The sequence below is a fragment of the Sphingobacterium sp. SYP-B4668 genome (assembly GCF_027627455.1).
Taxonomy (GTDB): domain Bacteria; phylum Bacteroidota; class Bacteroidia; order Sphingobacteriales; family Sphingobacteriaceae; genus Sphingobacterium.
In genome coordinates, this window is the sequence record NZ_CP115483.1 from 1,997,938 (window position 1) to 2,019,310 (window position 21,373).

Below are 21,373 nucleotides of genomic sequence, written 5' to 3' on the forward strand. Positions count from 1 at the left end.
TTATTATCTTTGAAATATGCACAAGCTTCGTATTTCGGCTTTAAGGCAAGAGCCTAATCAGAATATTTCTATTGATTTCGATCCTGTTGAAGGTACTTATCCTGCCTACAAAGCAGGTCAATTTTTGACGCTCATTTTTACGTTTGATGAACGGGAGATCCGACGATCATATTCCTTTAAAAGCTCGCCATATGTTGATGAACCATTGAGCATTGCAGTAAAACGTGTCGATAATGGGGAGATATCCCGATTTTTGCATCATAAGATAGAAACAGGGCAGGAGATATCGGTGTTGGAGCCTCAGGGGCTTTTTGTATATGAACCTGTTGTTGATACGCAACGGACTGTTTTTCTTTTTGCCGCAGGTATTGGCATTACACCGCTTTTTTCCATATTGAAGACTGCTTTGGTCGCTGAGGTACAATCAAAGGTCGTGTTGGTCTATAGCAACAGTTCTCCTGAGCAAACTCCTTTCTTAGAGGAACTGGATGATTGGCAAAAACGATATCCCTCTAGATTTCATATTATATGGGTATTCTCGAATAGTAAAAACTTGATGAAAGCCAGATTGAATCGGGATTTTATTTATGATATCCTGGGCGAACATGTCTCCGAGCAGCAGCCGGATACTTTATTTTTCACTTGCGGACCAGTGATCTATATGGACCTTTGTAGATTTACACTTGTGGGTATGGGGTATCCAGAACATCAGATTCGACGGGAAACATTCTTATTACCCGAGAATGAAGAGGACGATGATGATGAGACGGAGAAAATCGTTGATGAAACGAGTTACGATATTTTCTTGAATTTCCAAGGTCAGTCTTACCCATTGACTATTCCCTATAATAAATCCATTTTGGATGTTGGTCTTGAGCATAAGATTAAATTGCCGTATTCCTGCAAATCAGGTATGTGTAGTACATGTATTTCACAATGTTCCAAAGGTCATGTACGGATGGATTATAACGAGATATTGACCGATCGAGAAGTAGACAATGGACGTATATTGTTGTGTACAGGTCATCCTACCGAGGACGGAACGGTAATCGATGTGTTATGAATATAAGGTTGTGAATGCAATGCATTTTGTCTAAGTTTGGGGCATAACCAATTGCTACACATGTATGAGTGATTTAATTTGGCAACCTCGACTGGAATATCGAAACGACTCTACTATCTATCAGTTTAAAACGTATGTAGAGCAAAATTATAGCCGTTCTTTTAGCAATTATGATGAATTTTGGCAATGGTCAGTTGATGAGTTAGCTGATTTTTGGACATCTATTTATTGCTATTTTGACATCCAATCGCACTCACCTTATGAGTCTGTTTTGAAGACTTCGTCACAGGGATTTATTGGCAATGAGTGGTTCAAGGGGGCGACTATCAACTATGCCGAACATATCTTTCGTCGTCATACACAGGAGCGACCAGCTGTCATCTATAAATCCGAAAACGCAGTAGTCAAAGAAGTTTCATGGGATGATTTGGCTTTTCAGGTACAGGCCATTCAACAATTTTTGATAAAAAAAGGAGTTCGGAAGGGCGATCGTATAGCTGGATTGCTAAACAATACAGTTGAAACCCTTGCTATCTTTTTGGCTGTTAATGCGATAGGTGCGATTTGGTCTTGCTGTTCTACAGACTTCGGAATTGCGAGTGTCGTGGAGCGATTTGAGGTCATTGAACCTAAGATTCTTTTTGCAGATAAGGACTATTCGTACAATGGAAAGGTATATGATAAGCGAGATGCTGCAACCGAAATCAAGAATCATGTACCTTCGCTTCGTGATGTTGTATTGGTGCACGGGGATATTTGGCAGACTATATGGAACGAGGTAGATACCAGTATGCCGTTGTATTTTGTGCCGGTGGCATTTGATCATCCGATTTGGATTTTGTATTCGTCGGGTACCACTGGTAAGCCAAAAGCCATTACCCATAGTTCGGGCGGAAATTTGATTGAACATTTCAAAGCGATGGCACTTCATCAGAATGTTCAGACAGGAGATCGATTTATGTGGTATTCTACTACAGGTTGGATGATGTGGAACTATGCGCTAGCCTCTTTATTGGTGGGTGCTACCTTATGTATATATGATGGGTCGCCTGTATTTCCTGAACGGACTTCTATGTGGAAATTTGCTGCTGAGCAGAAGATCAATCATATAGGGGCCGGAGCTACTTATTTCACTTCTTGTCATGATTTGGATTTGAAGATACTGTCTATGGACTTGAAGACTATAGGGTCGACAGGTTCGCCGCTACCTCCAGATACCTCTAGATGGCTTCAGCATCAGTTCGTGGATACTCAAATTGTGTCATTGAGTGGTGGGACGGATGTGTGCAGTGCTTTTTTATCGGGTAATGCGCTTTTACCTGTGTATGCTGGGGAGATACAATGTCGAACGTTAGGAGCTAAGGTGGTTGCATACAATGAGGCTGGAGTTGCTGTGTATGATGAAGTCGGTGAGTTGGTTATCGAAGAGCCTATGCCTTCGATGCCTTTATATTTCTGGAAAGATGAGGACAATCGCAAATATCAGGAGAGCTATTTTGAAAAATACCCAGGAGTATGGTGTCATGGTGATTGGATAAGGATTACATCGCATAATAATGGTGTTATCATATACGGACGATCGGATGCAACATTAAATAGGGGTGGGGTACGGATAGGTACAGCTGAGGTCTATAACGTGCTGAGTACCTTTGAGGAAATAGAGGATAGTCTTGTTATTTGTATAGATGGCAAGGATGGAAGTGCTGTAATGCCGCTGTACATAAAAATGAAAGCGGGTGTTAAGTTGGATGACGTGCTTCGTGTCGAAATCAAACAACGATTGCGTTCTACGTATAGTCCTAGACATGTGCCTGACCAAATTGTTGAAGTCCCTGATATCCCGTATACGATGAGTGGAAAGAAATTAGAGATTCCTGTAAAGAAGATTATGATGGGGATCCCTATAGCGCGCGCTGTCAGTATAGATGTCGTTAAAAATCCGGCTGCTTTGGATTTTTGGTTGATGGCGGATAAGCAATTTTCCTAAATCGATGGTAGGGATGGAGTACGATATTTAAAGATCGATGCTGCTTTTAAAAAAAAAGAAAGGTAGGTTTTTCCAAATGATGATATTTGAAAACACCTACCTTTCTTCATAAGAGGATAGTTCCCCTTTATAGACTAGACAACTCCCTGTGCAATCATAGCTTTGGCAACTTTCAGAAAGCCACCAATATTTGCTCCTTTTAGGTAATTGATATGGTTATCATCGTGTCCGTATTTGACGCAGGTCTTATGGATGTTATTCATGATGCCATGTAATTTCTTGTCTACTTTTTCTTTGGTCCATTGCTCTCGGATAGAGTTTTGTGACATTTCTAAACCTGAAACGGCTACACCGCCAGCATTGGCTGCTTTTCCTGGGGCAAAAATGACTTTGGCTTTGTGGAATAGCTTGATGGCTTCAGCAGTGGAAGGCATGTTAGCACCTTCTGCGACACATGTACATCCGTTGTTGATAAGTAGTTGTGCATCATCGGCATCCAATTCATTTTGAGTGGCGCAAGGTAAAGCGATGTCACATTTGAATTCCCAAGGATTTTTGCCTTCGTAGTATTTTGCAGTTGGATATTTGGAAACATATTTATCCAAATCACGACCTATAGTAGCTACAAACGCTAATTTTTCTGAGGTAATGCCTTCTTCATCATATAAGACACCCTGACTGTTGGAAAGCGTGACTACTTTTGCACCTAGTTGGATTGCTTTTTCAGCCGCATAGAAAGCAACGTTTCCTGCACCTGAGATGGTCACAATCTTATCTTTTAATTCTTCGTTGCGATAGTCGTATATACAGGATACAAAGTATAGTAATCCATAGCCTGTGGCTTCTGGACGGATGTATGAACCTCCCCAGTTGGCACCTTTTCCGGTCAATACTCCAGTGAAATTATTTTGAAGACGTTTGTATTGTCCAAACATGTATCCAATTTCGCGTTCGCCTACGCCAATATCTCCTGCAGGGACATCGGTCTCTGCTCCAATGTGACGGTAGAGCTCCGAGATAAAGCTTTGACAAAATTTCATGATCTCGGTATCAGATTTACCTTTTGGATTGAAATCAGAACCACCTTTACCACCTCCAATTGGAAGACTGGTCAGGCTATTTTTAAATACTTGTTCAAATGCCAAAAACTTGAGGATACTTAAATTGACATTGGGTGCAAATCGTAAACCTCCTTTATAGGGTCCGATGGCACTATTCATTTGTACACGATATCCACGATTTACCTCAATCTCGTTTTTGTCGTTAAGCCAAGCTACACGAAAAGATACCACACGCTCTGGCTCAGCAAGACGTTCAAGGATTTTTAGTTTTAAAAGCTCGGGTTGATATTCTTCGATATAAGGAATTAAATCCTCAGCGACTTCGGTAACCGCCTGTAGGAATTCTGGTTCGTTAGGATTACGTTTTTCGATATAATCAATGAATGATTTGTATACTTTCGACATATGGAAATAGGAAGTTTGTAAATTATTGTTGCTAATATATAAAAAAAAAGCTGAAATTGTTGATATTAATACAATTTCAGCTAATAAAGTTTGTAATTTTTATATATTCAAAAGGTGGATTTTACCAACCTTTAATGGCGTGTCCTTTGAATACTTTTTTGGCAACGGCTTCTACTTCTGGTGAATGATAAGCCTCTACGAATTTTTTAATGCGCTCATCATCCTTATTGTCTTCTCTCGTCACGATTAGATTGACATATGGAGAATCTTTATCTTCTGAAAATAGGCCATCAACCTCTGGGTCTAATCCTGCTTGGGCAGCAAAGGTATTGTTGATGACGGCTACATACACTTCTTTATCATCTAGTACACGAGGAAGTTGAGGGGCTTCTAACTCTAAGAATTTGACCTGTTTGGGATTGGATGTGATGTCCGTCACACGGGGTAATCCACCGGCGTTTTCTTTCAGGGTGATAAGGCCTTGTTTTTGAAGTAGGAGTAGGGCCCGTCCGCCATTGGTTGGATCGTTGGGAATGACAATGGTCTGTCCTGCTTTTAGTTCGTCGATATGCTTTATTTTTTTAGAGTATGCGACGATTGGGTATACAAATGTCTTACCCACAGGTGTCAAGGTGTAACCTCTTTGCTTGGATTGCTCATTCAGATAAGGTTGATGTTGAAAGGCATTGGCGTCGATATCTCCTTGATTTAATGCTTCATTGGGCACCACATAGTCATTGAAAGTAATTAATTCTACATCGACATCATATTGCTCCTTCGCTATTTTTGCAGCTTCTTCTGCAATTTCCTTCTCGGGGCCTGAAACTATTCCAACCTTAATTACCTTACTGTCTTGTTTGTTGCTGCTATTGCAGCTTGAAAAGGTGCAGAAAAGTAGTGAGAGAGAAAGTATTGTTGATAGTGATTTGATCATCGTTTTGTGTGTTTTAAATATTACCTATGGTTTGTTTTTTTGGAGAGAAAGTCTCCTGTCCATTGCATAATGAAAACGATTATAATCAGGAGAATGAGTACCGCATTCATGATAACGCTGTCGTAGCCAATATAACCATATTGGTATCCAATTTGTCCAAGACCACCTGCACCTACAGCGCCGCCCATTGCTGAATATCCAACTAAGGTAATTAATGTAATCGTAATATTGTTGACTAATGAAGGTAGACTCTCTGGAAGTAATACCTTGCATATTATGTGTCTATATGTAGCGCCCATGGCTCTTGCTGCTTCGATGAGCCCTTTAGGAATTTCTAAAAGACTGTTTTCTACTAATCTAGCAATGAATGGAGCGGCTCCGATACTAAGGGGGACCAATGCGGCGGAGATACCGATGGATGTGCCGACTATCTGTCGTGTAAATGGAATCATCCATACAATCAAGATGATGAAAGGGATGGAACGGAAAATATTGACGAGGATAGAGATGGTGTGATGTATGCCCTTATTTTCCATGACCTGCCCTTTTCTGGTCAAGAATAAGGTAATTCCTGTAGGAAGTCCAATGAGGAATCCAAAGAAGCCGGATGCAAATGTCATGATTAGGGTCTCAATGGTACCTTGTAATAGAAGGGTAAAGATGGTATCAGACATATCCTAAAATTTCAAAAGATGAATAATCCAGTTGCAAATAGCTTAGGCTATTGGCCACCGCTTGAGGTGTTCCATTGAGTTCCATGAATAAAAGACCGAAGCTGGTATGGCCTATGTATTCTATCTGAGCACTTATTAGTTTGGCCTCCACACCGTATGTCCGCTGTAAGTTGGATATGATGGAACGTTGCTCTTCGTCGCCGGTGATGTAAAGCTTGACGATGGGGCTTCCCTCTGTCTTAAGCTGGCTTTGTAAGGAAAGAGGAAGGTCTGCTTGAAAGGAAGATTGGATAAACTGTTTGGTTACAGGGTGTTGAGGGTCTGTAAATATCTGTTCGACCGTGCCTTCCTCCACAAGTTTACCGTGTTCCAGTACAGCTACGCGATCGCATATTGTCTTGATGACATCCATCTCGTGTGTAATCAATAGAATGGTGAGATTTAATTGCGTATTGATGGATTTCAGCAGTTGAAGGATCGATTTCGTGGTGCTAGGGTCCAAGGCGCTCGTCGCTTCATCACATAATAAAAGAGAAGGGTTGTTGGCTAATGCCCTTGCGATAGCGACTCGTTGTTTCTGTCCACCTGAAAGTTTCGCTGGATAGTCATGAGCTTTATTTGATAAACCAACGAGGTCTAATAGCTCGTCGACTCTATTTTGTATTTTTTCTTTTGACATGCCCATCAGTTCGAGCGGGAATGCGACGTTGCCGAAGACTGTACGGGAGGAAAATAGGTTGAAATGTTGAAATATCATACCTATCTCACGTCTTTTTACGTTGAGGTCAGCAGCGCTAAGCTGTATGAAATTTTGACCATTGATAATCACGCTTCCTGTGTCGGGTCGTTCGAGCAAATTGACGCAACGGATTAGGGTGCTTTTTCCAGCACCCGAACTCCCGATTACACCGAAAATCTGACCAGAAGGAATCGTTATAGAAACATCTTGCAAGGCAGGGGTGGTATTTCCCTTACTTATGAATGTTTTTGAAATATTGACTAACTCTACCATGTAGCTATATTAATAACATTTTTAACAAAAAAACCTTTCTCTTGAGCGTGGAAAGGCTTATTTATAAAGTTATTATCTTAGCATCAAAGGTATCAAATCTTTCTTTTTTTTCCAAGGTATTTTATAGTGTACAATTTCAGTTAGTAAACGCATTTTTATAAGAATATGAATTATAAGGAATTATTTAAACAATTTGGATGCGGTTGAAATTGTCAAAATTTAGCAATTTATTGCGGACGCTATTTCCAAGAGAGAGGCCTTTTGGAGAACTATATTTGTAATATAAGTATTTTATATAGAGTATGTTATGTTTTATTGAATTTGATGATTAAGTATTTGTGGTTTTTTGACCATTTAGTTTAAATGGTAAATACGTCAAATATTAAGTTCCTGTAAATAGAATATTATCTAAAATTCTTAACTTGCCACAAATTATAGTTAAATTGTATCAGTTCAGAACAATAAAATAGATTATATTAATATGGAAAATCAGGTGAAACAAGCCAACGGAAAATTGGGTATTTTAATTCCGGGCTTGGGTGCAGTCGCTACAACTCTTATCGCAGGTGTGGCGTCTATTAACAAAGGGTTGTCTCAGCCGATTGGGTCTGTATCACAACTTAGTCGCATCCGTTTGGGAAAACGTACTGAGGATAGAAATCCATTGATTAAGGATTTCGTTCCTTTGGCTAAGCTAGAGGATATTGTTTTTGGTGGTTGGGATGTTTACGAGGACAACGTATACGAGGCAGCCTCAAAAGCTCAGGTATTGGAACAAAGTCAATTGGACCAAGTAAAAGATACGCTGGTGGCTATAAAGCCTATGAAAGCGGTCTTTGATAAGGAGTTTGTCAAGAACTTGGATGGTACTCATATTAAGACCGAGTCTACCCGTCGTGAGCTTGCTGATGCTGCCCGTCGTGATATTCGTGAATTTAAAGAGCAAAATGGTCTTGATCGTATCGTAATCGTATGGTGCGGTTCTACAGAAAGATATATTGAAACAAATGATGCTTTCTCTACGTTAGCAAAATTGGAAGAAGCTTTTGACAACGACGACAAGCGTATTCCGCCAAGTATGATCTATTGCTATGCTGCATTGATGGAAGGTGTACCTTATGTAAACGGTGCTCCAAATCTTACTTGTGATGTTCCTGCTATTGAGGAATTGGCACAAGTCAATGGCGTCGCTATTGCTGGCAAGGATTTCAAGACGGGACAAACGTTAATGAAGACGATTGTCGCTCCAGGACTTCAGGCTAGGGCATTGGGTGTAGAGGGATGGTTTTCTACAAATATCCTCGGCAATAGGGATGGATTGGTGCTGGACGATCCAGATAACTTCAAGACTAAGGAGGTGTCAAAATTGTCTGTATTGGAAGAAATCCTGGATGCGAAGAAAAATCCGGAACTATATGGTAATCTTTATCATAAAGTGCGGATTAATTACTACCCTCCACACGGAGATAATAAGGAGTCTTGGGACAATATAGATATCTTTGGATGGATGGGATACAAAATGCAAATTAAGATTAATTTCCTATGTAGGGATTCAATCTTGGCAGCCCCAGTTGCCTTGGATTTGGCTTTGTTTATCGACTTGGCACAGCGTGCAGGTATGTCAGGTATCCAAGAGTGGTTATCTTTCTATTTGAAGTCTCCGCAGACAGCACCAGGATTGCCCCCTGAACATGATATCTTCAAGCAATTGATGAAATTACAAAATACACTTCGCCATATTATGGGAGAAGATTTAATAACGCATTTAGGCTTAGATTACTACCAGGAGCTAGTCGATAGTATTCAATAATTGCTAATTGCGCACATAAATTTTTAGAGGAGGCTGTTCAAAAATGTCACCCTGAGCAAGTTCAGAATCTCTTGATTTGCCTGTGAGGGCATCTTTTCGGACAGCCTCTTCCCATTACCATTACAACTTTATCAAACCAGTAATGGTAATTTTTTAATATAGAAGATGATGAACTTTGCTATTATAGCTGCTGGAGAAGGATCTCGCCTCAAAGAGGAAGGGATCGATATTCCCAAACCCTTACTACCTTTGAATGGTGTGCCTATGATTGGTCGCTTGATTCAAATCTTTGCAAACCAAGGTGCACAACAGGTTCATGTTATTATCAATAGTCAATCTCCTTTGCTCGAGAAATATCTGACTACTGAAGCTTTTGATGTCCCCATTATCCTCCTCATCCAAGATACCCCGAGTTCATTACACAGTTTTCATGCGTTGATCCAAGCCAACCCCGATTGGGATGCGGTGTGCTTGACGACTACGGATACTATCTTTAAAGAGGCTGATTTTGGGAAATATCTGCAGCAATTCAATATCGATCAGGAATCGGATGCTTTTATGGGGATAACGTCTTTTGTGGATGATGAAAGTCCGCTGTATGTGGAAGTGGATCAGAAATTGCAGATTACCGGTTTTGTGGATCGTTATGTTAGCGGAATTGAGTACGTCTCGGGAGGGATCTATGGCTTGCGCAGGAATGCAATAGCGGTTGTCAACCAATCAGTGATGGAGGGAAATACGCGAATGAGAAATTACCAAAGAGCATTGTTGTCCAATAAACTGAAAGTTAAGGGACATGTTTTTGAAAAAGTGGTCGATGTTGACCATCTTAAGGATAAAGAAATGGCGGAAGCCTTTCTGTTGGAGAAATAAGTATAAAATAAAGATGGCCAAAAAAACAAAGATTTTGGGTGTGACGAGAAAAAGTCGGTTCTCGCCAAATCATATTGGTAACGATGCTGCAATATTTAATGAAGTATGCGAAAAGCTCACCTTAAAGGGTGCTGAGGTAGAGATTTGCAACGAAGATGAATTTTTAGCAAAGGAGTCTGTATCACAGGATTTTATTGTGACTATGGGGCGTACAAAGACCTTGGTGAAGAAATTGCAAAAATTAGAAAATGAAGGAAAGACGGTGGTCAATTCCGGAGTAGGAATTGAAAATTGTTTTCGGACAAATATGACAAATGCATTGTTGGATGGTGGAGTGCCCTATCCGAAGAGCTATGTTGTCGCCACGACGTCTGATATAAGGGATATATTCAATACATTGGCGGGCAAGGGCGTGTGGATAAAGAGAGGAGATTTTCATGCCATTCACAAAGAAGATGTTACTTTTGCATCCTCAGCCGAAGAAGCACAATATATACTGAATGAATATGCCTTAAGGGGAATCAAGGAAGCAGTTATTTCGGAACACTTGGTTGGGGATTTACTTAAATTCTATGCAGTAAGAAATACTGGGTTCTTCTATTGTTTCTATCCATATGAACATAATCATCACAAGTATGCTGTGTACGAGCAAATCAATGGCGAAACGGTGCATTACCCTTTTGATGAAGCTCTTTTGAAAAGCACAGCTGATCGGGCTGCCGATATTCTAGGTGTTCAAATCTACGGTGGGGATGTCATTATTGGCCCGCAGGGAGATTTTCATATCATTGATCTCAATGACTGGCCTAGTTTTGCACCTTGTCGTGCAGAAGCTTCTGAAGCGATTGTTAATCTTTTAATTCATGTCTTTACAACTCAACAAAATGCAAAGAGAGACACCCGTATACAACACTCCTAATCCACCTGAAGAGGGGACAGCTTTTGAACAATCCCTCAAATCTAATGATACCGAAGAACGAATCGATATCTGGTTTTACAGACCGATTGGTTTTAGAATAGCACAAGTGTGCGCTAAGATAGGAATCACACCAAATGCGGTGACTATCATCAGCATCTTTTTTGGTGTGGCGGCAGGTATTTTATTTTACTATGAGTCCTTGGGACTGAATGTAGTGGGTATGCTGTTGCTGGTATTTGCCAATTCATTGGATTCGGCTGATGGTCAGCTGGCACGGATGACGGATAATAAAAGCCGATTTGGTCGGATTCTGGATGGCTTTGCGGGTGATTTTTGGTTTGCTTCTATCCATATTGCATTGTGTCTTCGCCTAATGAATGAAGGGTGGAGTGCTTGGATATGGGTGCCTGGTGTGTTGGCAGGCATATCACATGTATTCCAATCGGCTATGGCGGATTACTATCGAAATGTACATCTGTATTTTATTAAAGGAAAAGCGGGCAGTGAATTGGATAACAGCCGTGATTTACAGGCTGAATTTGACCAGATGACGTGGAGAAAACAAGCTTTCAGTAAATTTGTCTTAAACGGCTACTTGGGTTACACCCGTATGCAGGAACGCCTCTCTCCGAAGTTACAGCAATTGCTGACGTTGATTAAAGGTAAATATGTAGATCAGCTGCCTCAAGGCTTGGTAACGGAGTTCAGGGCGAAGAATCGTCCATTGATGAAGTACACCAATATTGTGCAATTCAATACACGTGTGATTTTTTTATTTCTGTGGTTGTTTATCGATCAGGTGTGGTTGTACTTTTTCTTTGATATGTTCATATTGAATCCTATTCTTATCTACATGGTGAATAGACAGGAGAAGGTGAGTGGCTATTTTGTGGATAAACTTAAAAACGAGAACTCGTATGGCGAGTAAGATATATAAGGTTATCTTCTTTATTTTAGGTATAGGCACATTAGGATACATGATCTATGCACTAGGACCTGATGTTATTTGGGAGAATATCCAAAAGACAGGTTGGTGGTTTATACCTGTTTTGATCAGTTGGTTGATTATATATTTAATGAATGCGATGGCTTTGCGGGATATCATCCATGAGGAGGGTAATCCAAGGACGAAGTTGCCATTTGGGAAGATATTTCAACTTATCGTGACTGGTTTTTCAATTAATTATATTACTCCCTTTGTGGCACTTGGGGGAGAACCTTATCGTATCATGGAGCTCAAGCCTTATGTCGGTAGCTCCAAGGCAGGCTCCTCGGTCTTGCTGTATACAATGATGCATATTTTATCGCATTTGGTCTTTTGGGTGGCATCGGTTGGATTGATTCTTTGGTTTGTACCGGCGAGCAAGATTGTAGTAATCGCATGTGTGACGATTATTTTGATGGCTGTATTAGGTGTATGGTGGTTTTCTAAGGTGTATAGAAAAGGGGTGACGGTGAGTTTGATGAGATCATTGCGTAAACTGCCATTTGTAGGTAAGAAGATTGCTGTTTTTGCAGAAAGCCATCATGAATTGTTAAATGATATAGACGGACAGGTAAGGTCGTTGTATGTGGATCGTAAAAGAAATTTTTATACTTCCTTATGTTGGGAATTTTTTGCGCGTGTAGTGGGATGTGCCGAGATTTATTTCATAGCGCACGCTTTGGGCTTACCAATGACGTATGTGGAGTGTTTAATCGTGAGTTCGGGCTCGTCACTGTTTGCTAATCTTATTTTCTTTTTTCCGATGCAATTGGGGACGCGTGAGGGAGGTATGGCAATGGCTGTTGCTAGTGTTGGGTATGCGGCTTCAGTAGGCGTATTCATAGGTATTGCAACTCGTATACGTGAGTTGGTGTGGATTGCTATAGGTCTGTTGATGATGAGCTTTGCTAAACGAAGTAAAGCTCGGAAAATGGTGGAGGTGGAGGTCTGAGGCACAAATGTGTGCCTGGGGATTTTTAATATGGAAAACTAAATAATGAAAGAAATAAAAGGATTGATATTTGATTACGGTGGGACATTGGATTCCAACGGACAGCATTGGGCAGCCGTGATATGGAAGTCTTATCAAAAGGTGAATGTTCCGATTACGCGTGAATTGTTTAATGACGCTTATGTCTACGCGGAAAGGAAGATGGCGAGACATCCATTGATAGCTTCGGATTTTAACTTTTTGCAGGTTCTACAGACTAAAGTGGAAGCACAATTTGAATATCTGAAAAATCAAAGCGTGGTGGTCGATTCCGATTGGATTGACTTGATTGCTGCGGACGGATATAGTCTTGCCCGGGCCACGGTGCAAAGCGTCGAACAAGCACTGAATAATATCCATGAGAAATATCCTATTGTGATGGTCTCTAATTTCTATGGAAACTTGTCAGCAGTATTGCGTGATTTTGGTATATACAATAGTTTTGACAGAATTATTGAATCGGCTGTAGTGGGTGTGCGTAAGCCCGATCCAGGTATCTATGCGTTGGGAGTGGAAGCGATTGGACTGGATGCATCAGAGTGCTTGGTCATCGGCGATTCGTATAGTAAGGATATGGTACCTGCTAAGGCTTGTGGCTGTCAGACATTGTGGCTAAAGGGAGAAGGTTGGTCTGAGGACGAAGAGCTGGAGGCAAAGGATGCGGATTATACTTTTTACGATATCAAAGAGTTGGAAGAGATTATCTTCCGCTGGACGTCGTTAGGGGCTGTATAATTTGATGAATGATATCGTTAAAGGAGCCCGCTATAGCGGGCTCCTTTGGTCTTATTTTTTGGTAAACATACCGGCAATGTCGTCTAAGAAATTGCCGTCTTTATTCTTATCGAAGAAACCTCCAACTAAATCGGCAAGTCCGCCACCATTACCGGTCGTCTGCTGTTGTCCTGTGGTGGTTGTATCTGAACCTCCCAACAAGCCCCCTAGTAGGTCGCCGATACCACCGCCATTATTTTGAGTGGCTTTTTCTTTGCCTAGATAGCCCATCACTATAGGAGCAAGGGTAGATAGTACGGTGCCAACGGTTTCGGAGCTGATGCCCGTCTTTGCCGAAATTTCGCTTTTTACCTGATCAGCATTTTTACCGAACATGTTGCTGACTATTTTGTCATCGTCTTCGGTTGGGCCATCCGTCACAATCTGATCGACTCTATCCAATGCATCGCCTGTATGCTTGGTGTCCAATGCATTAGTTAAGCTCTCGGCCTTGTCTGATTTTTTGCTTGAATTGTATTTCAATGCGGCAATCATTAATGGTACCGCAATGGCGACCATCCATTTGGCCTTGCTTTCACTGATTCCGAGCTTGCCAGCCAAAGCTGTAATGACCTTGGTGCCAATACCGCCAGTGATTAAATCAATCATTCCCATAATTGTATAGTGTTATTTTTAGTATACTGATTCTAGTCAAAATCTATTCCAGAGATTTATGCGTTATCCTTGAATATGGTAAACAAATGTCTATATACTTTGTTTTTTGGGAGGTAATAAAAAGATTATTCAAACTATGAATATGGGATTCTGATGGACACTTTTCACGGAATAGAGGTGTGGCGCAATAATGATGGAGTGGGGTGGCCTTCGTTCCCTTATAGGGTGTAAAATCATCGAGAGATGATTATCCAGTTAACAAGTTGTCGCTTACTTAGTAATCTATACTGTTCGATTAGAGAAAATATGGCGCAAGACAACTTGTTAACAAGATAAGAAGTTGCTACATTTTGTTGAGTAGGCTGGTCATATTGTTGATATCCTCATGTGTGAGTTCCAAGTCTCCAGCTCTGGCATTGCTGATGGTCTGGGAGGCATTGCGTGCACCTGCTAATGCGATCGTGATACCTGGTTGTGCGACTGTCCAAGCGAGTACCAATTGACCCAACGTTACATCATATCTATCTGCAATAGGTTCGATGTTTTTGAGGAAGTTATTTGTTTTGGTAATGCTGTCATCGGTAAAGAAAGGATGATTGGCTCTGTGATCTCCAGCTCCAAATTGCTGCCCAGGTTTCATTTTGCCAGTTAGTAATCCTCTTTCCATGGGACTATAGGCAAGTATGCCTAATTGATGCTCGATACAGTAAGGAACAGTCTGCTCTTCAATGCCTCTATTGACCATTGAGTAGGGGACTTGGTCGGAAATAATAGGGCAGACAGAAGCGGCCTTGGCTAATTGCTCTTTATCATAATTACACACACCGGCATATCGTATTTTTCCTTGTTCAATAAGTTTGGCTACGGCTTCGAAAGTTTCTTCAATGGGAGTGGTCTTATCATTCCAATGGATTTGGTATAGATCAATATAGTCTGTACCCAACCTTTTTAGGGATTGTTCGCATTCATAGATTACACTGTCTTTTCCGGCATACTTGTAGATGGTGATGTCTTGTCCGTGATTGTTTTTACTAGGCCCAACTAGGTCGCCTTTGTCGGTATCCCAACGCATGCCGAATTTGGTGAGGATTTGGATTTTATCCCGTGACCGTCCTTTTATGGCTTCGCCAACAATCTCTTCACTTGTCCCTTGCCCGTATATAGGAGCGGTGTCAATGGATGTCATTCCTTCTTCAAGTCCAGCCTGAATAGCTTTCAGGGCCTCATTACGGTCGGTGCTTCCCCACATCCATCCTCCAGCAGCCCAAGCTCCAAAGGCAATGGTTGATAATTCAAGGTCACTGTTCCCAATTTTTCTATATCTCATAATACATTTGTTTTTTTTGCTGACCCCTAAATTTACGAGTACTTTATACAAATTAAAAATGGAGATCTTCAATATGAGCTTATTTTGACTATCTTTAGCCAAACTATGATCTAGATATGATAAAAAGATTATTTTTTGCAATCCCCCTGTTGTCTTTTGTAATGTCCTGTCAGTCAAATACTCCACAGACTGAGTCTTCAGCAGATGCTACTATTGCACTCGATATAAAAGAGGCAAAGCGTATTTTGGATTTACCTTGCATTGCTTGATGACGGAATATCCCAATAAATTAGGTCAAGTAATTGGTAGTGAGCAAGATTTGAAGACACCAAAGCAATTGCGCCCCATTTTTTACGGATGCTTTGATTGGCATTCGTCGGTACATGGTTACTGGTCTATTGTTCGGATATTAAAGACTTTCCCTGAATTGGATGAGGATGGGGAGATAAGGGATTTGCTAAAACAGCATATTACGACAGCTAATGCAAAAATTGAATTAGCCTTTTTTCAAGATAAGAACAATCTGGGGTTTGAGCGTACTTATGGATGGGCATGGTTGTTTAAGCTTCAAGAGGAATTGGTGACTTGGGATGATCCGGATGCCCAATTATGGGCCGCCGCGCTGCAGCCTCTTGTAGACGTACTGGTGATCCGCTATGAAGAGTACCTGCCAAAGTTGGTGTATCCTATCCGCTCGGGACAGCATGATAATTCGGCCTTTGGGTTTTCATTGTCGTTGGACTATGCTCGGACAGTGAAGCATATGGCATTTGAAAAAGTGTTGATAACGCATGCACGTAGATTGTATACGGCGGATCGTGACTGTGATATTGCTTATGAACCTAGTGGATCTGATTTTCTTTCTCCTTGTTTGGAAGAGGCTTTGGTGATGAGTAAAATATTACCACAGGAAGAATATAAGAAATGGTTAAAGGAATTTATGCCTGCTTTGTTCCATGCTGATTTTGAATTGGAACCAGCAATCGTTAAAGACCGTACTGATGGTAAGCTGGTGCATTTGGATGGATTGAACTTTAGTAGGTCTACCTGTCTAAGTGGCATAGCACACGCCCTACCTGAATTGAAGCATCTCAAACAGGTAGGACATAAGCATCTTGCTTATTCGCTTCCGAATATTTCGAATGATGATTACATGGGAAGCCATTGGTTAGGAACGTTTGCATTGTATGCCCTGTTCCATCAGTAGGGACATGATTATAATGAAAGCCAGGAATTCCCTCCTGGCTTTTTCAATTTATAGGCACGACAATATTGTCTTCCAGTCGCAGCTGGGTAATCTTGACGGATGTAAAACCATCTTCCCGAACTATAATTTTTGAAAGGTCGAGCCCTCTGGCTGACAGCGTATGGAGCAGTGCGCTCCGAAACGCACCCCTAGAACTGATCCAATCCCGATGTCTGATGTCCTGATTGTTGACTTCGATAAGTTGATCGACGCTGTATTTTTGGAATAACTCCAAAAAATCTTGGTAAAGTTCGACTGCTGTTGACATACAATTTAAAATTAAAAGTTTAACATAAATTGTATTCAGAAGTTGGGTTTGATAAATAACTCGTGTAGTACGTTTATTTTGGTGAACACCCGTATTATATTTACCACCGTGGTGACTCCACTCGGTTGGTATTGTCAATAGACAATTCTGAATACTCTACCAAAGTTATAGTATTTATTTTTTATATGCAAATCTGACGGTTAAAATTGTAGGATTTTAAAGCAAATTCGAGGTTTTTAAAACAAAATAGGCCTTTAATTGTTAATTACCTAACTCGCTTATTGAAAGCATCTCACCTAAATAAATCCTCAGGATCTGATCTGAGGTCAAATACAACGTATTAAAAATGAGTAAAACAATAATTGTTTCGAATAGACTTCCTATAAAAATAGAACGGACCGAACAGGGTTTGAATATTCTTCCTAGTGAAGGTGGACTTGCAACCGGACTGGGGTCTATTTATAATACCGGCGGTAATGTATGGATAGGTTGGCCAGGTATAGTACCTGAGAATGAAGAGGAAGAATCGGAGATTCGGATGAAATTGAAAGAACTGAACTTGATTCCGGTATTTTTGGACCAGGAAGAATTGGAAGGCTTCTATGAAGGATTTTCGAACGAAGTAATCTGGCCTATCTGTCATTATAAGCCTAGCTATGCTGTGTATGACGAAGCAAATTGGGAAACGTACTATCGGGTGAACGTTAAATTTTCAACGTTGATTAAAGAGCAGGTAGCGGATGAAGACGAGATTTGGATACACGATTACCAGTTGATGCTGCTGCCTAGTTTAGTAAGGGCCTTTAAACATGATATCTCTATCGCTTATTTTCAGCATATACCTTTTCCATCGCATGAAATATTTAGGCTTATTCCGTGGCGCAATCAACTGCTGAATGGATTGCTTGGGGCTGACCTTGTCGGCTTTCACACGTTTAATGATGCCCAATATTTCATAGATGCTTGCTCACATATATTGGGTACCAAAAACAAAGAAAATAGTTTGCAACATGGTGGGCGTACAGTTTTTGTGGAGGCCTATCCGATGGGAATCGATAATTTGAAATTTGAGGGCCTCTCTCAGACAAATGAGGTAAGAAGTCGTGCATTGGGGATTAAAGAGGATTTGAAGGATCGGAAGATTATCCTTTCTGTGGATCGGTTGGACTATAGTAAGGGTATTTTGGAACGAATCCATGCCTTTGAAAATCTACTACTGGAGTATCCCGATTATGAGCGAAAAATCGTGTATTATATGTTGGTGGTGCCGTCTCGGGATCAAGTTCAACAGTATAAGATGTTGAAAGATGAAGTGGATCGTTCGGTAGGACGTGTGAATGCCAAATATGGCAAACAAGATTGGACGCCAATTGCTTATTTCTACAGTTCTTATCCGTTGGAAGAGCTTTCGGCGCTATATGTCTCGGCTGATGTGTGCTTGGTAACTCCTATACGGGATGGAATGAATCTGGTGTGTAAAGAATATATTGCTAGTCATCCGGAAGGAAGAGGGGTGCTTGTGCTTAGCGAGATGGCGGGGGCTGCTCGGGAGTTGACGGAGGCCTTGATTGTCAATCCCAATGACGCCGCTGGAGTAGCGGCGAGTCTGCGTGAGGCACTGGAGATGCCTGTAGCTGAACAGACCGAACGTATGATGCCTATGCTTGCGAATATCCGCAAATTCAATATTCATCATTGGGTACGTCAATTTATGGAACGCCTGCGCGAAATCAAAGAGCTCCAGCATCATGAATTGGCCCGTAAGGTGGGTGATCGGGTGAAGGAGGAGATGTGTAGGGAATATGGAGCTGCTTCTCGCCGACTTATATTACTGGATTATGATGGTACATTGGTGGGGTTTAACAAGGATGCGGAGAAGGCGACGCCTACCATGGAGCTTTACGAGGTGCTGAACGAATTGAATAATGACGACAAAAATCTAGTGGTCATTATCAGTGGACGTAAGCACCAAACGTTGGAATCGTGGTTTTTGGGAATGGAGATGACAATGGTTGGTGAACATGGTGCTTGGTCCAATTATCCAAATGGTGAGTGGAAAGCAAAGAAGGGGCTTTCTACACCTTGGAAAGAGGTCATCAAAGATGTAATGGAAAAGTATGCCGATCGTACACCAGGCGCATTCGTAGAGGAGAAAAATTATTCCTTGGCTTGGCACTATCGAAAAGTACAAGCGGGCTTGGGCCGATTGCGGGCGCAGGAGTTAATGGATAGGCTACGGTATATCGTTCCTACATATGGTGTACAATTGCTGGACGGGGATGATGTGATTGAAGTCAAGAACTCGGAGGTGAATAAGGGGAGAGCTGCATTGGAAATATGGAAAGATTATAATCCTCAATTTGTCCTTGCTATGGGGGATGATAAGACAGATGAAGATATGTTTCAGTCTTTACCGGAGCAATCTTTTACGATCAAAGTGGGGAATAAACCTTCTTCTGCTCGTTACTATATCGAGGGGCAAGGGGAGGTAATGCAATTATTGAAGGATATGTTAACTTGTAAAGGGAGCGCTCATGATTAAGGATAGGCATGTTTACAATACGGGAATAGTGGGCAATTGTTCGTTCATTGCACATATTAATAAAGATACGAATATCGACTGGCTGTGTTGGCCATCGTTTGAGGATTCATTCATATTGGGAAGACTCTTGGATGTTAAAAAAGGGGGGGAGTTTTCGATACTTCCAGCCGAAGGAACTTATGAAAGTGCCCAAAGTTATTTGGAGAACACTAATATTTTGCAGACGGTGATTACTTCAGACGAGGGGAGCTATCAGATTACAGATTTTGCACCTCGCTTTGAGCAGTTTGGACGATATTATAAGCCTTTGATGTTGATTCGTAAAGTGGAGGTTATTTCTGGACGACCTAGAATAAAAATCAACTGTAGCTTGACATATGACTATGGTAAAGGGGAGTTTGAAAAGCAACGGGGTAGTAACCACGTCGAATTTACAAATGAGAATGAAAAAATTAGATTGACCACGAATGTGCCCGTAAGTCATTTCTTCTCAGATTTTCCGTTACCCTTGAATGAAACGAAATATCTTGTTTTGACTTATGGCAGTGCCTTAGAGGCTCCTCTGGTTAAGACTGTTGAGGATTTTTACCATAGTACAAAGCGGTATTGGCGTAATTGGATTAAAAAGGCTTCTATCCCCCACTTTTATCAAAAAGAGGTGATTCGTTCAGCCTTGGCACTCAAAATACATCAATATGAAGATACGGGAGCTATTATTGCATCTAGCACGACGAGTTTGCCAGAGCATCCAGGGGCGGGGCGTAATTGGGACTACCGATATTGCTGGTTGAGAGACAGCTATTATGTGTTGAATGCGCTTGAGCATGTTGGGCATTTTGAAGAGATGGAAAAATATGCTTCTTATATCACAGGAATCACGCAGTCGGATATCGGCAGGTTACAGCCCTTGTATGGTATCATGGGCAACAGGGATCTGAAGGAGACCATACTGGATCATTTGACGGGCTACCAGGGTAACCAACCTGTGAGGATAGGCAATCAAGCTTACGAGCACGTGCAGAACGATGTGTATGGGCAGGCTATCATAGCTTTATTGCCTCTTTTTACCGATCACCGATTTACTTATAAGGAACGTGCGGGGGTGAGCTATTGGCTTGACTATTTTTTGCAACGTATCGAGAAGACGATAGATGAAAAGGATGCAGGCATATGGGAGTTTCGCAATTTTGAGAATCATCACTGTTATAGTAACCTGTTTCAATGGGCAGGTAGTGCCGCTGCATTGAAGATTGCGAAGCAGATTGGTGATCAGGATATCATGACACGTGCACAAAAATTGATGGCCCAAGCGGCAGAATATATCGAGAGCTGCTACGATGAGGAGCGGATGGTGTATACGAGTGCGCGTGGAAGTGATAATCTGGATGCGAGCACACTACAATTGATTATGATGCATTATCTTCACCCGGGTAGTGAGCGCGCTAGGAAGCACTTAGAAGGTTTGGAGCGAGAGTTGAAAACAGATGAGGGATTATTTTACCGCTATCTCCACAAGGACGATTTTGGCAAACCTAAGTCTACGTTTCTAATCTGCGCCTTCTGGTATGTAGAGGCGTTGGCTTGTGTAGGAAGGGTAGACGAGGCTCAACGTATTTTTGAAAATCTGATGAAATATGGCAACCATCTGATGTTGTTTAGTGAGGATATCGATGAGGTCGATGGTAGTCAATGGGGCAATTTTCCACAAGCATATAGTCATGTCGGATTGATGAATGCGGCCTATCGTATTGCCATTAAATTGGATGAACCGCTTTTTTTGAAATAGCAAGGGAGAGCTATTTTGTCACATTGGACTGTCAACCTGTCTTATATCCACTCAGAAAGCAGAGTTTGGAATATTCCTTGATGTACATATTCTAACAAAAT

General features: G+C 41.3%; 18 protein-coding genes and 1 riboswitch. Of the genes, 11 read left to right on the plus strand and 7 right to left on the minus strand.

The window, feature by feature from the left end; all coding sequences use genetic code 11:
* The first annotated feature begins 16 nt into the window (after positions 1 to 16).
* The gene (locus OQ289_RS08390) at positions 17 to 1,063 is read left to right on the plus strand and encodes a ferredoxin--NADP reductase (RefSeq protein ID WP_033564451.1); all 1,047 of its coding nucleotides are present in this window, start codon (positions 17 to 19) and stop codon (positions 1,061 to 1,063) included.
* A 64-nt stretch (positions 1,064 to 1,127) separates the two neighbouring features.
* Positions 1,128 to 3,050, plus strand: a complete 1,923-nt coding sequence (locus OQ289_RS08395; RefSeq protein WP_033564452.1) for an acetoacetate--CoA ligase — start codon at positions 1,128 to 1,130, stop codon at positions 3,048 to 3,050.
* Positions 3,051 to 3,184: 134 nt separating this feature from the next.
* Here OQ289_RS08395 and gdhA read toward each other — a convergent pair whose 3' ends face one another.
* The 4 genes from gdhA to OQ289_RS08415 form a co-directional block, all read right to left on the minus strand.
* Positions 3,185 to 4,516 (minus strand): NADP-specific glutamate dehydrogenase, encoded by a 1,332-nt coding sequence (gdhA, locus tag OQ289_RS08400; protein WP_033564453.1) that lies wholly within the window; start codon positions 4,514 to 4,516, stop codon positions 3,185 to 3,187.
* Between the two features lie 121 nt (positions 4,517 to 4,637).
* Positions 4,638 to 5,450 carry a MetQ/NlpA family ABC transporter substrate-binding protein gene (locus OQ289_RS08405; RefSeq protein WP_052144095.1) on the minus strand — a complete coding sequence of 271 codons (813 nt, stop codon included), beginning with the start codon at positions 5,448 to 5,450 and terminating at the stop codon, positions 4,638 to 4,640.
* A 20-nt stretch (positions 5,451 to 5,470) separates the two neighbouring features.
* Entirely contained in the window at positions 5,471 to 6,124 is a 654-nt protein-coding gene (gene metI / locus OQ289_RS08410) for a methionine ABC transporter permease MetI (protein WP_270090296.1), read from the minus strand.
* Positions 6,117 to 7,136, minus strand: a complete 1,020-nt coding sequence (locus OQ289_RS08415; RefSeq protein WP_270090297.1) for a methionine ABC transporter ATP-binding protein — start codon at positions 7,134 to 7,136, stop codon at positions 6,117 to 6,119. Before OQ289_RS08415 ends, metI begins: the two co-directional genes overlap by 8 nt.
* A 481-nt stretch (positions 7,137 to 7,617) precedes the next feature.
* Between OQ289_RS08415 and OQ289_RS08420 the strand changes: the two genes are divergently transcribed.
* The 6 genes from OQ289_RS08420 (at position 7,618) to OQ289_RS08445 (ending at position 13,449) form a co-directional block, all read left to right on the plus strand.
* Positions 7,618 to 8,946 (plus strand): inositol-3-phosphate synthase, encoded by a 1,329-nt coding sequence (locus OQ289_RS08420; RefSeq protein ID WP_033564456.1) that lies wholly within the window; start codon positions 7,618 to 7,620, stop codon positions 8,944 to 8,946.
* Between the two features lie 165 nt (positions 8,947 to 9,111).
* Positions 9,112 to 9,819 carry a nucleotidyltransferase family protein gene (locus OQ289_RS08425; RefSeq protein WP_270090298.1) on the plus strand — a complete coding sequence of 236 codons (708 nt, stop codon included), beginning with the start codon at positions 9,112 to 9,114 and terminating at the stop codon, positions 9,817 to 9,819.
* Positions 9,820 to 9,832: 13 nt separating this feature from the next.
* Entirely contained in the window at positions 9,833 to 10,738 is a 906-nt protein-coding gene (locus OQ289_RS08430) for a hypothetical protein (RefSeq protein WP_033564458.1), read from the plus strand.
* Positions 10,704 to 11,666, plus strand: coding sequence for a CDP-alcohol phosphatidyltransferase family protein (locus OQ289_RS08435; RefSeq protein WP_033564459.1), 963 nt, complete (start codon positions 10,704 to 10,706; stop codon positions 11,664 to 11,666). Before OQ289_RS08430 ends, OQ289_RS08435 begins: the two co-directional genes overlap by 35 nt.
* The gene (locus OQ289_RS08440; RefSeq protein ID WP_270090299.1) at positions 11,656 to 12,675 is read left to right on the plus strand and encodes a lysylphosphatidylglycerol synthase transmembrane domain-containing protein; all 1,020 of its coding nucleotides are present in this window, start codon (positions 11,656 to 11,658) and stop codon (positions 12,673 to 12,675) included. Before OQ289_RS08435 ends, OQ289_RS08440 begins: the two co-directional genes overlap by 11 nt.
* A gap of 45 nt (positions 12,676 to 12,720) precedes the next feature.
* Entirely contained in the window at positions 12,721 to 13,449 is a 729-nt protein-coding gene (locus OQ289_RS08445; protein ID WP_033564461.1) for an HAD family hydrolase, read from the plus strand.
* 51 nt (positions 13,450 to 13,500) lie between these two features.
* On the opposite strand, the gene OQ289_RS08450 is transcribed toward OQ289_RS08445, so the two are convergent.
* Both OQ289_RS08450 and OQ289_RS08455 read right to left on the minus strand, forming a co-directional pair.
* Positions 13,501 to 14,097, minus strand: a complete 597-nt coding sequence (locus tag OQ289_RS08450; protein WP_270090300.1) for a DUF937 domain-containing protein — start codon at positions 14,095 to 14,097, stop codon at positions 13,501 to 13,503.
* Between the two features lie 349 nt (positions 14,098 to 14,446).
* On the minus strand, positions 14,447 to 15,430 hold the full coding sequence (locus tag OQ289_RS08455) for an aldo/keto reductase (RefSeq protein ID WP_270090301.1): 984 nt from the start codon (positions 15,428 to 15,430) through the stop codon (positions 14,447 to 14,449).
* A gap of 268 nt (positions 15,431 to 15,698) precedes the next feature.
* Between OQ289_RS08455 and OQ289_RS08460 the strand changes: the two genes are divergently transcribed.
* Entirely contained in the window at positions 15,699 to 16,637 is a 939-nt protein-coding gene (locus tag OQ289_RS08460) for a DUF2891 domain-containing protein (RefSeq protein ID WP_270090867.1), read from the plus strand.
* Positions 16,638 to 16,680: 43 nt separating this feature from the next.
* On the opposite strand, the gene OQ289_RS08465 is transcribed toward OQ289_RS08460, so the two are convergent.
* Positions 16,681 to 16,944, minus strand: a complete 264-nt coding sequence (locus OQ289_RS08465; protein WP_270090302.1) for a 5-oxoprolinase — start codon at positions 16,942 to 16,944, stop codon at positions 16,681 to 16,683.
* A gap of 64 nt (positions 16,945 to 17,008) precedes the next feature.
* A riboswitch (SAM-I-IV-variant riboswitch) is annotated at positions 17,009 to 17,104 on the minus strand.
* 186 nt (positions 17,105 to 17,290) lie between these two features.
* Between OQ289_RS08465 and OQ289_RS08470 the strand changes: the two genes are divergently transcribed.
* Both OQ289_RS08470 and OQ289_RS08475 read left to right on the plus strand, forming a co-directional pair.
* Positions 17,291 to 19,486: a bifunctional alpha,alpha-trehalose-phosphate synthase (UDP-forming)/trehalose-phosphatase gene (locus OQ289_RS08470; protein ID WP_270090303.1), complete on the plus strand. Its 2,196-nt coding sequence runs from the start codon at positions 17,291 to 17,293 to the stop codon at positions 19,484 to 19,486.
* Entirely contained in the window at positions 19,479 to 21,272 is a 1,794-nt protein-coding gene (locus OQ289_RS08475; protein WP_033564467.1) for a glycoside hydrolase family 15 protein, read from the plus strand. Before OQ289_RS08470 ends, OQ289_RS08475 begins: the two co-directional genes overlap by 8 nt.
* Positions 21,273 to 21,373 lie beyond the last annotated feature (101 nt).

What these genes read in the sequence shown, in the direction of transcription:
- OQ289_RS08390 (WP_033564451.1), top strand. Translation starts at nt 17, where the DNA reads ATGCACAAGCTTCGTATTTCGGCTTTAAGGCAAGAGCCTAATCAGAAT.
- OQ289_RS08395 (WP_033564452.1), top strand. Translation starts at nt 1,128, where the DNA reads ATGAGTGATTTAATTTGGCAACCTCGACTGGAATATCGAAACGACTCT.
- gdhA (WP_033564453.1), bottom strand. Translation starts at nt 4,516, where the DNA reads ATGTCGAAAGTATACAAATCATTCATTGATTATATCGAAAAACGTAAT.
- OQ289_RS08405 (WP_052144095.1), bottom strand. Translation starts at nt 5,450, where the DNA reads ATGATCAAATCACTATCAACAATACTTTCTCTCTCACTACTTTTCTGC.
- metI (WP_270090296.1), bottom strand. Translation starts at nt 6,124, where the DNA reads ATGTCTGATACCATCTTTACCCTTCTATTACAAGGTACCATTGAGACC.
- OQ289_RS08415 (WP_270090297.1), bottom strand. Translation starts at nt 7,136, where the DNA reads ATGGTAGAGTTAGTCAATATTTCAAAAACATTCATAAGTAAGGGAAAT.
- OQ289_RS08420 (WP_033564456.1), top strand. Translation starts at nt 7,618, where the DNA reads ATGGAAAATCAGGTGAAACAAGCCAACGGAAAATTGGGTATTTTAATT.
- OQ289_RS08425 (WP_270090298.1), top strand. Translation starts at nt 9,112, where the DNA reads ATGATGAACTTTGCTATTATAGCTGCTGGAGAAGGATCTCGCCTCAAA.
- OQ289_RS08430 (WP_033564458.1), top strand. Translation starts at nt 9,833, where the DNA reads ATGGCCAAAAAAACAAAGATTTTGGGTGTGACGAGAAAAAGTCGGTTC.
- OQ289_RS08435 (WP_033564459.1), top strand. Translation starts at nt 10,704, where the DNA reads ATGCAAAGAGAGACACCCGTATACAACACTCCTAATCCACCTGAAGAG.
- OQ289_RS08440 (WP_270090299.1), top strand. Translation starts at nt 11,656, where the DNA reads ATGGCGAGTAAGATATATAAGGTTATCTTCTTTATTTTAGGTATAGGC.
- OQ289_RS08445 (WP_033564461.1), top strand. Translation starts at nt 12,721, where the DNA reads ATGAAAGAAATAAAAGGATTGATATTTGATTACGGTGGGACATTGGAT.
- OQ289_RS08450 (WP_270090300.1), bottom strand. Translation starts at nt 14,097, where the DNA reads ATGATTGATTTAATCACTGGCGGTATTGGCACCAAGGTCATTACAGCT.
- OQ289_RS08455 (WP_270090301.1), bottom strand. Translation starts at nt 15,430, where the DNA reads ATGAGATATAGAAAAATTGGGAACAGTGACCTTGAATTATCAACCATT.
- OQ289_RS08460 (WP_270090867.1), top strand. Translation starts at nt 15,699, where the DNA reads ATGACGGAATATCCCAATAAATTAGGTCAAGTAATTGGTAGTGAGCAA.
- OQ289_RS08465 (WP_270090302.1), bottom strand. Translation starts at nt 16,944, where the DNA reads ATGTCAACAGCAGTCGAACTTTACCAAGATTTTTTGGAGTTATTCCAA.
- OQ289_RS08470 (WP_270090303.1), top strand. Translation starts at nt 17,291, where the DNA reads ATGAGTAAAACAATAATTGTTTCGAATAGACTTCCTATAAAAATAGAA.
- OQ289_RS08475 (WP_033564467.1), top strand. Translation starts at nt 19,479, where the DNA reads ATGATTAAGGATAGGCATGTTTACAATACGGGAATAGTGGGCAATTGT.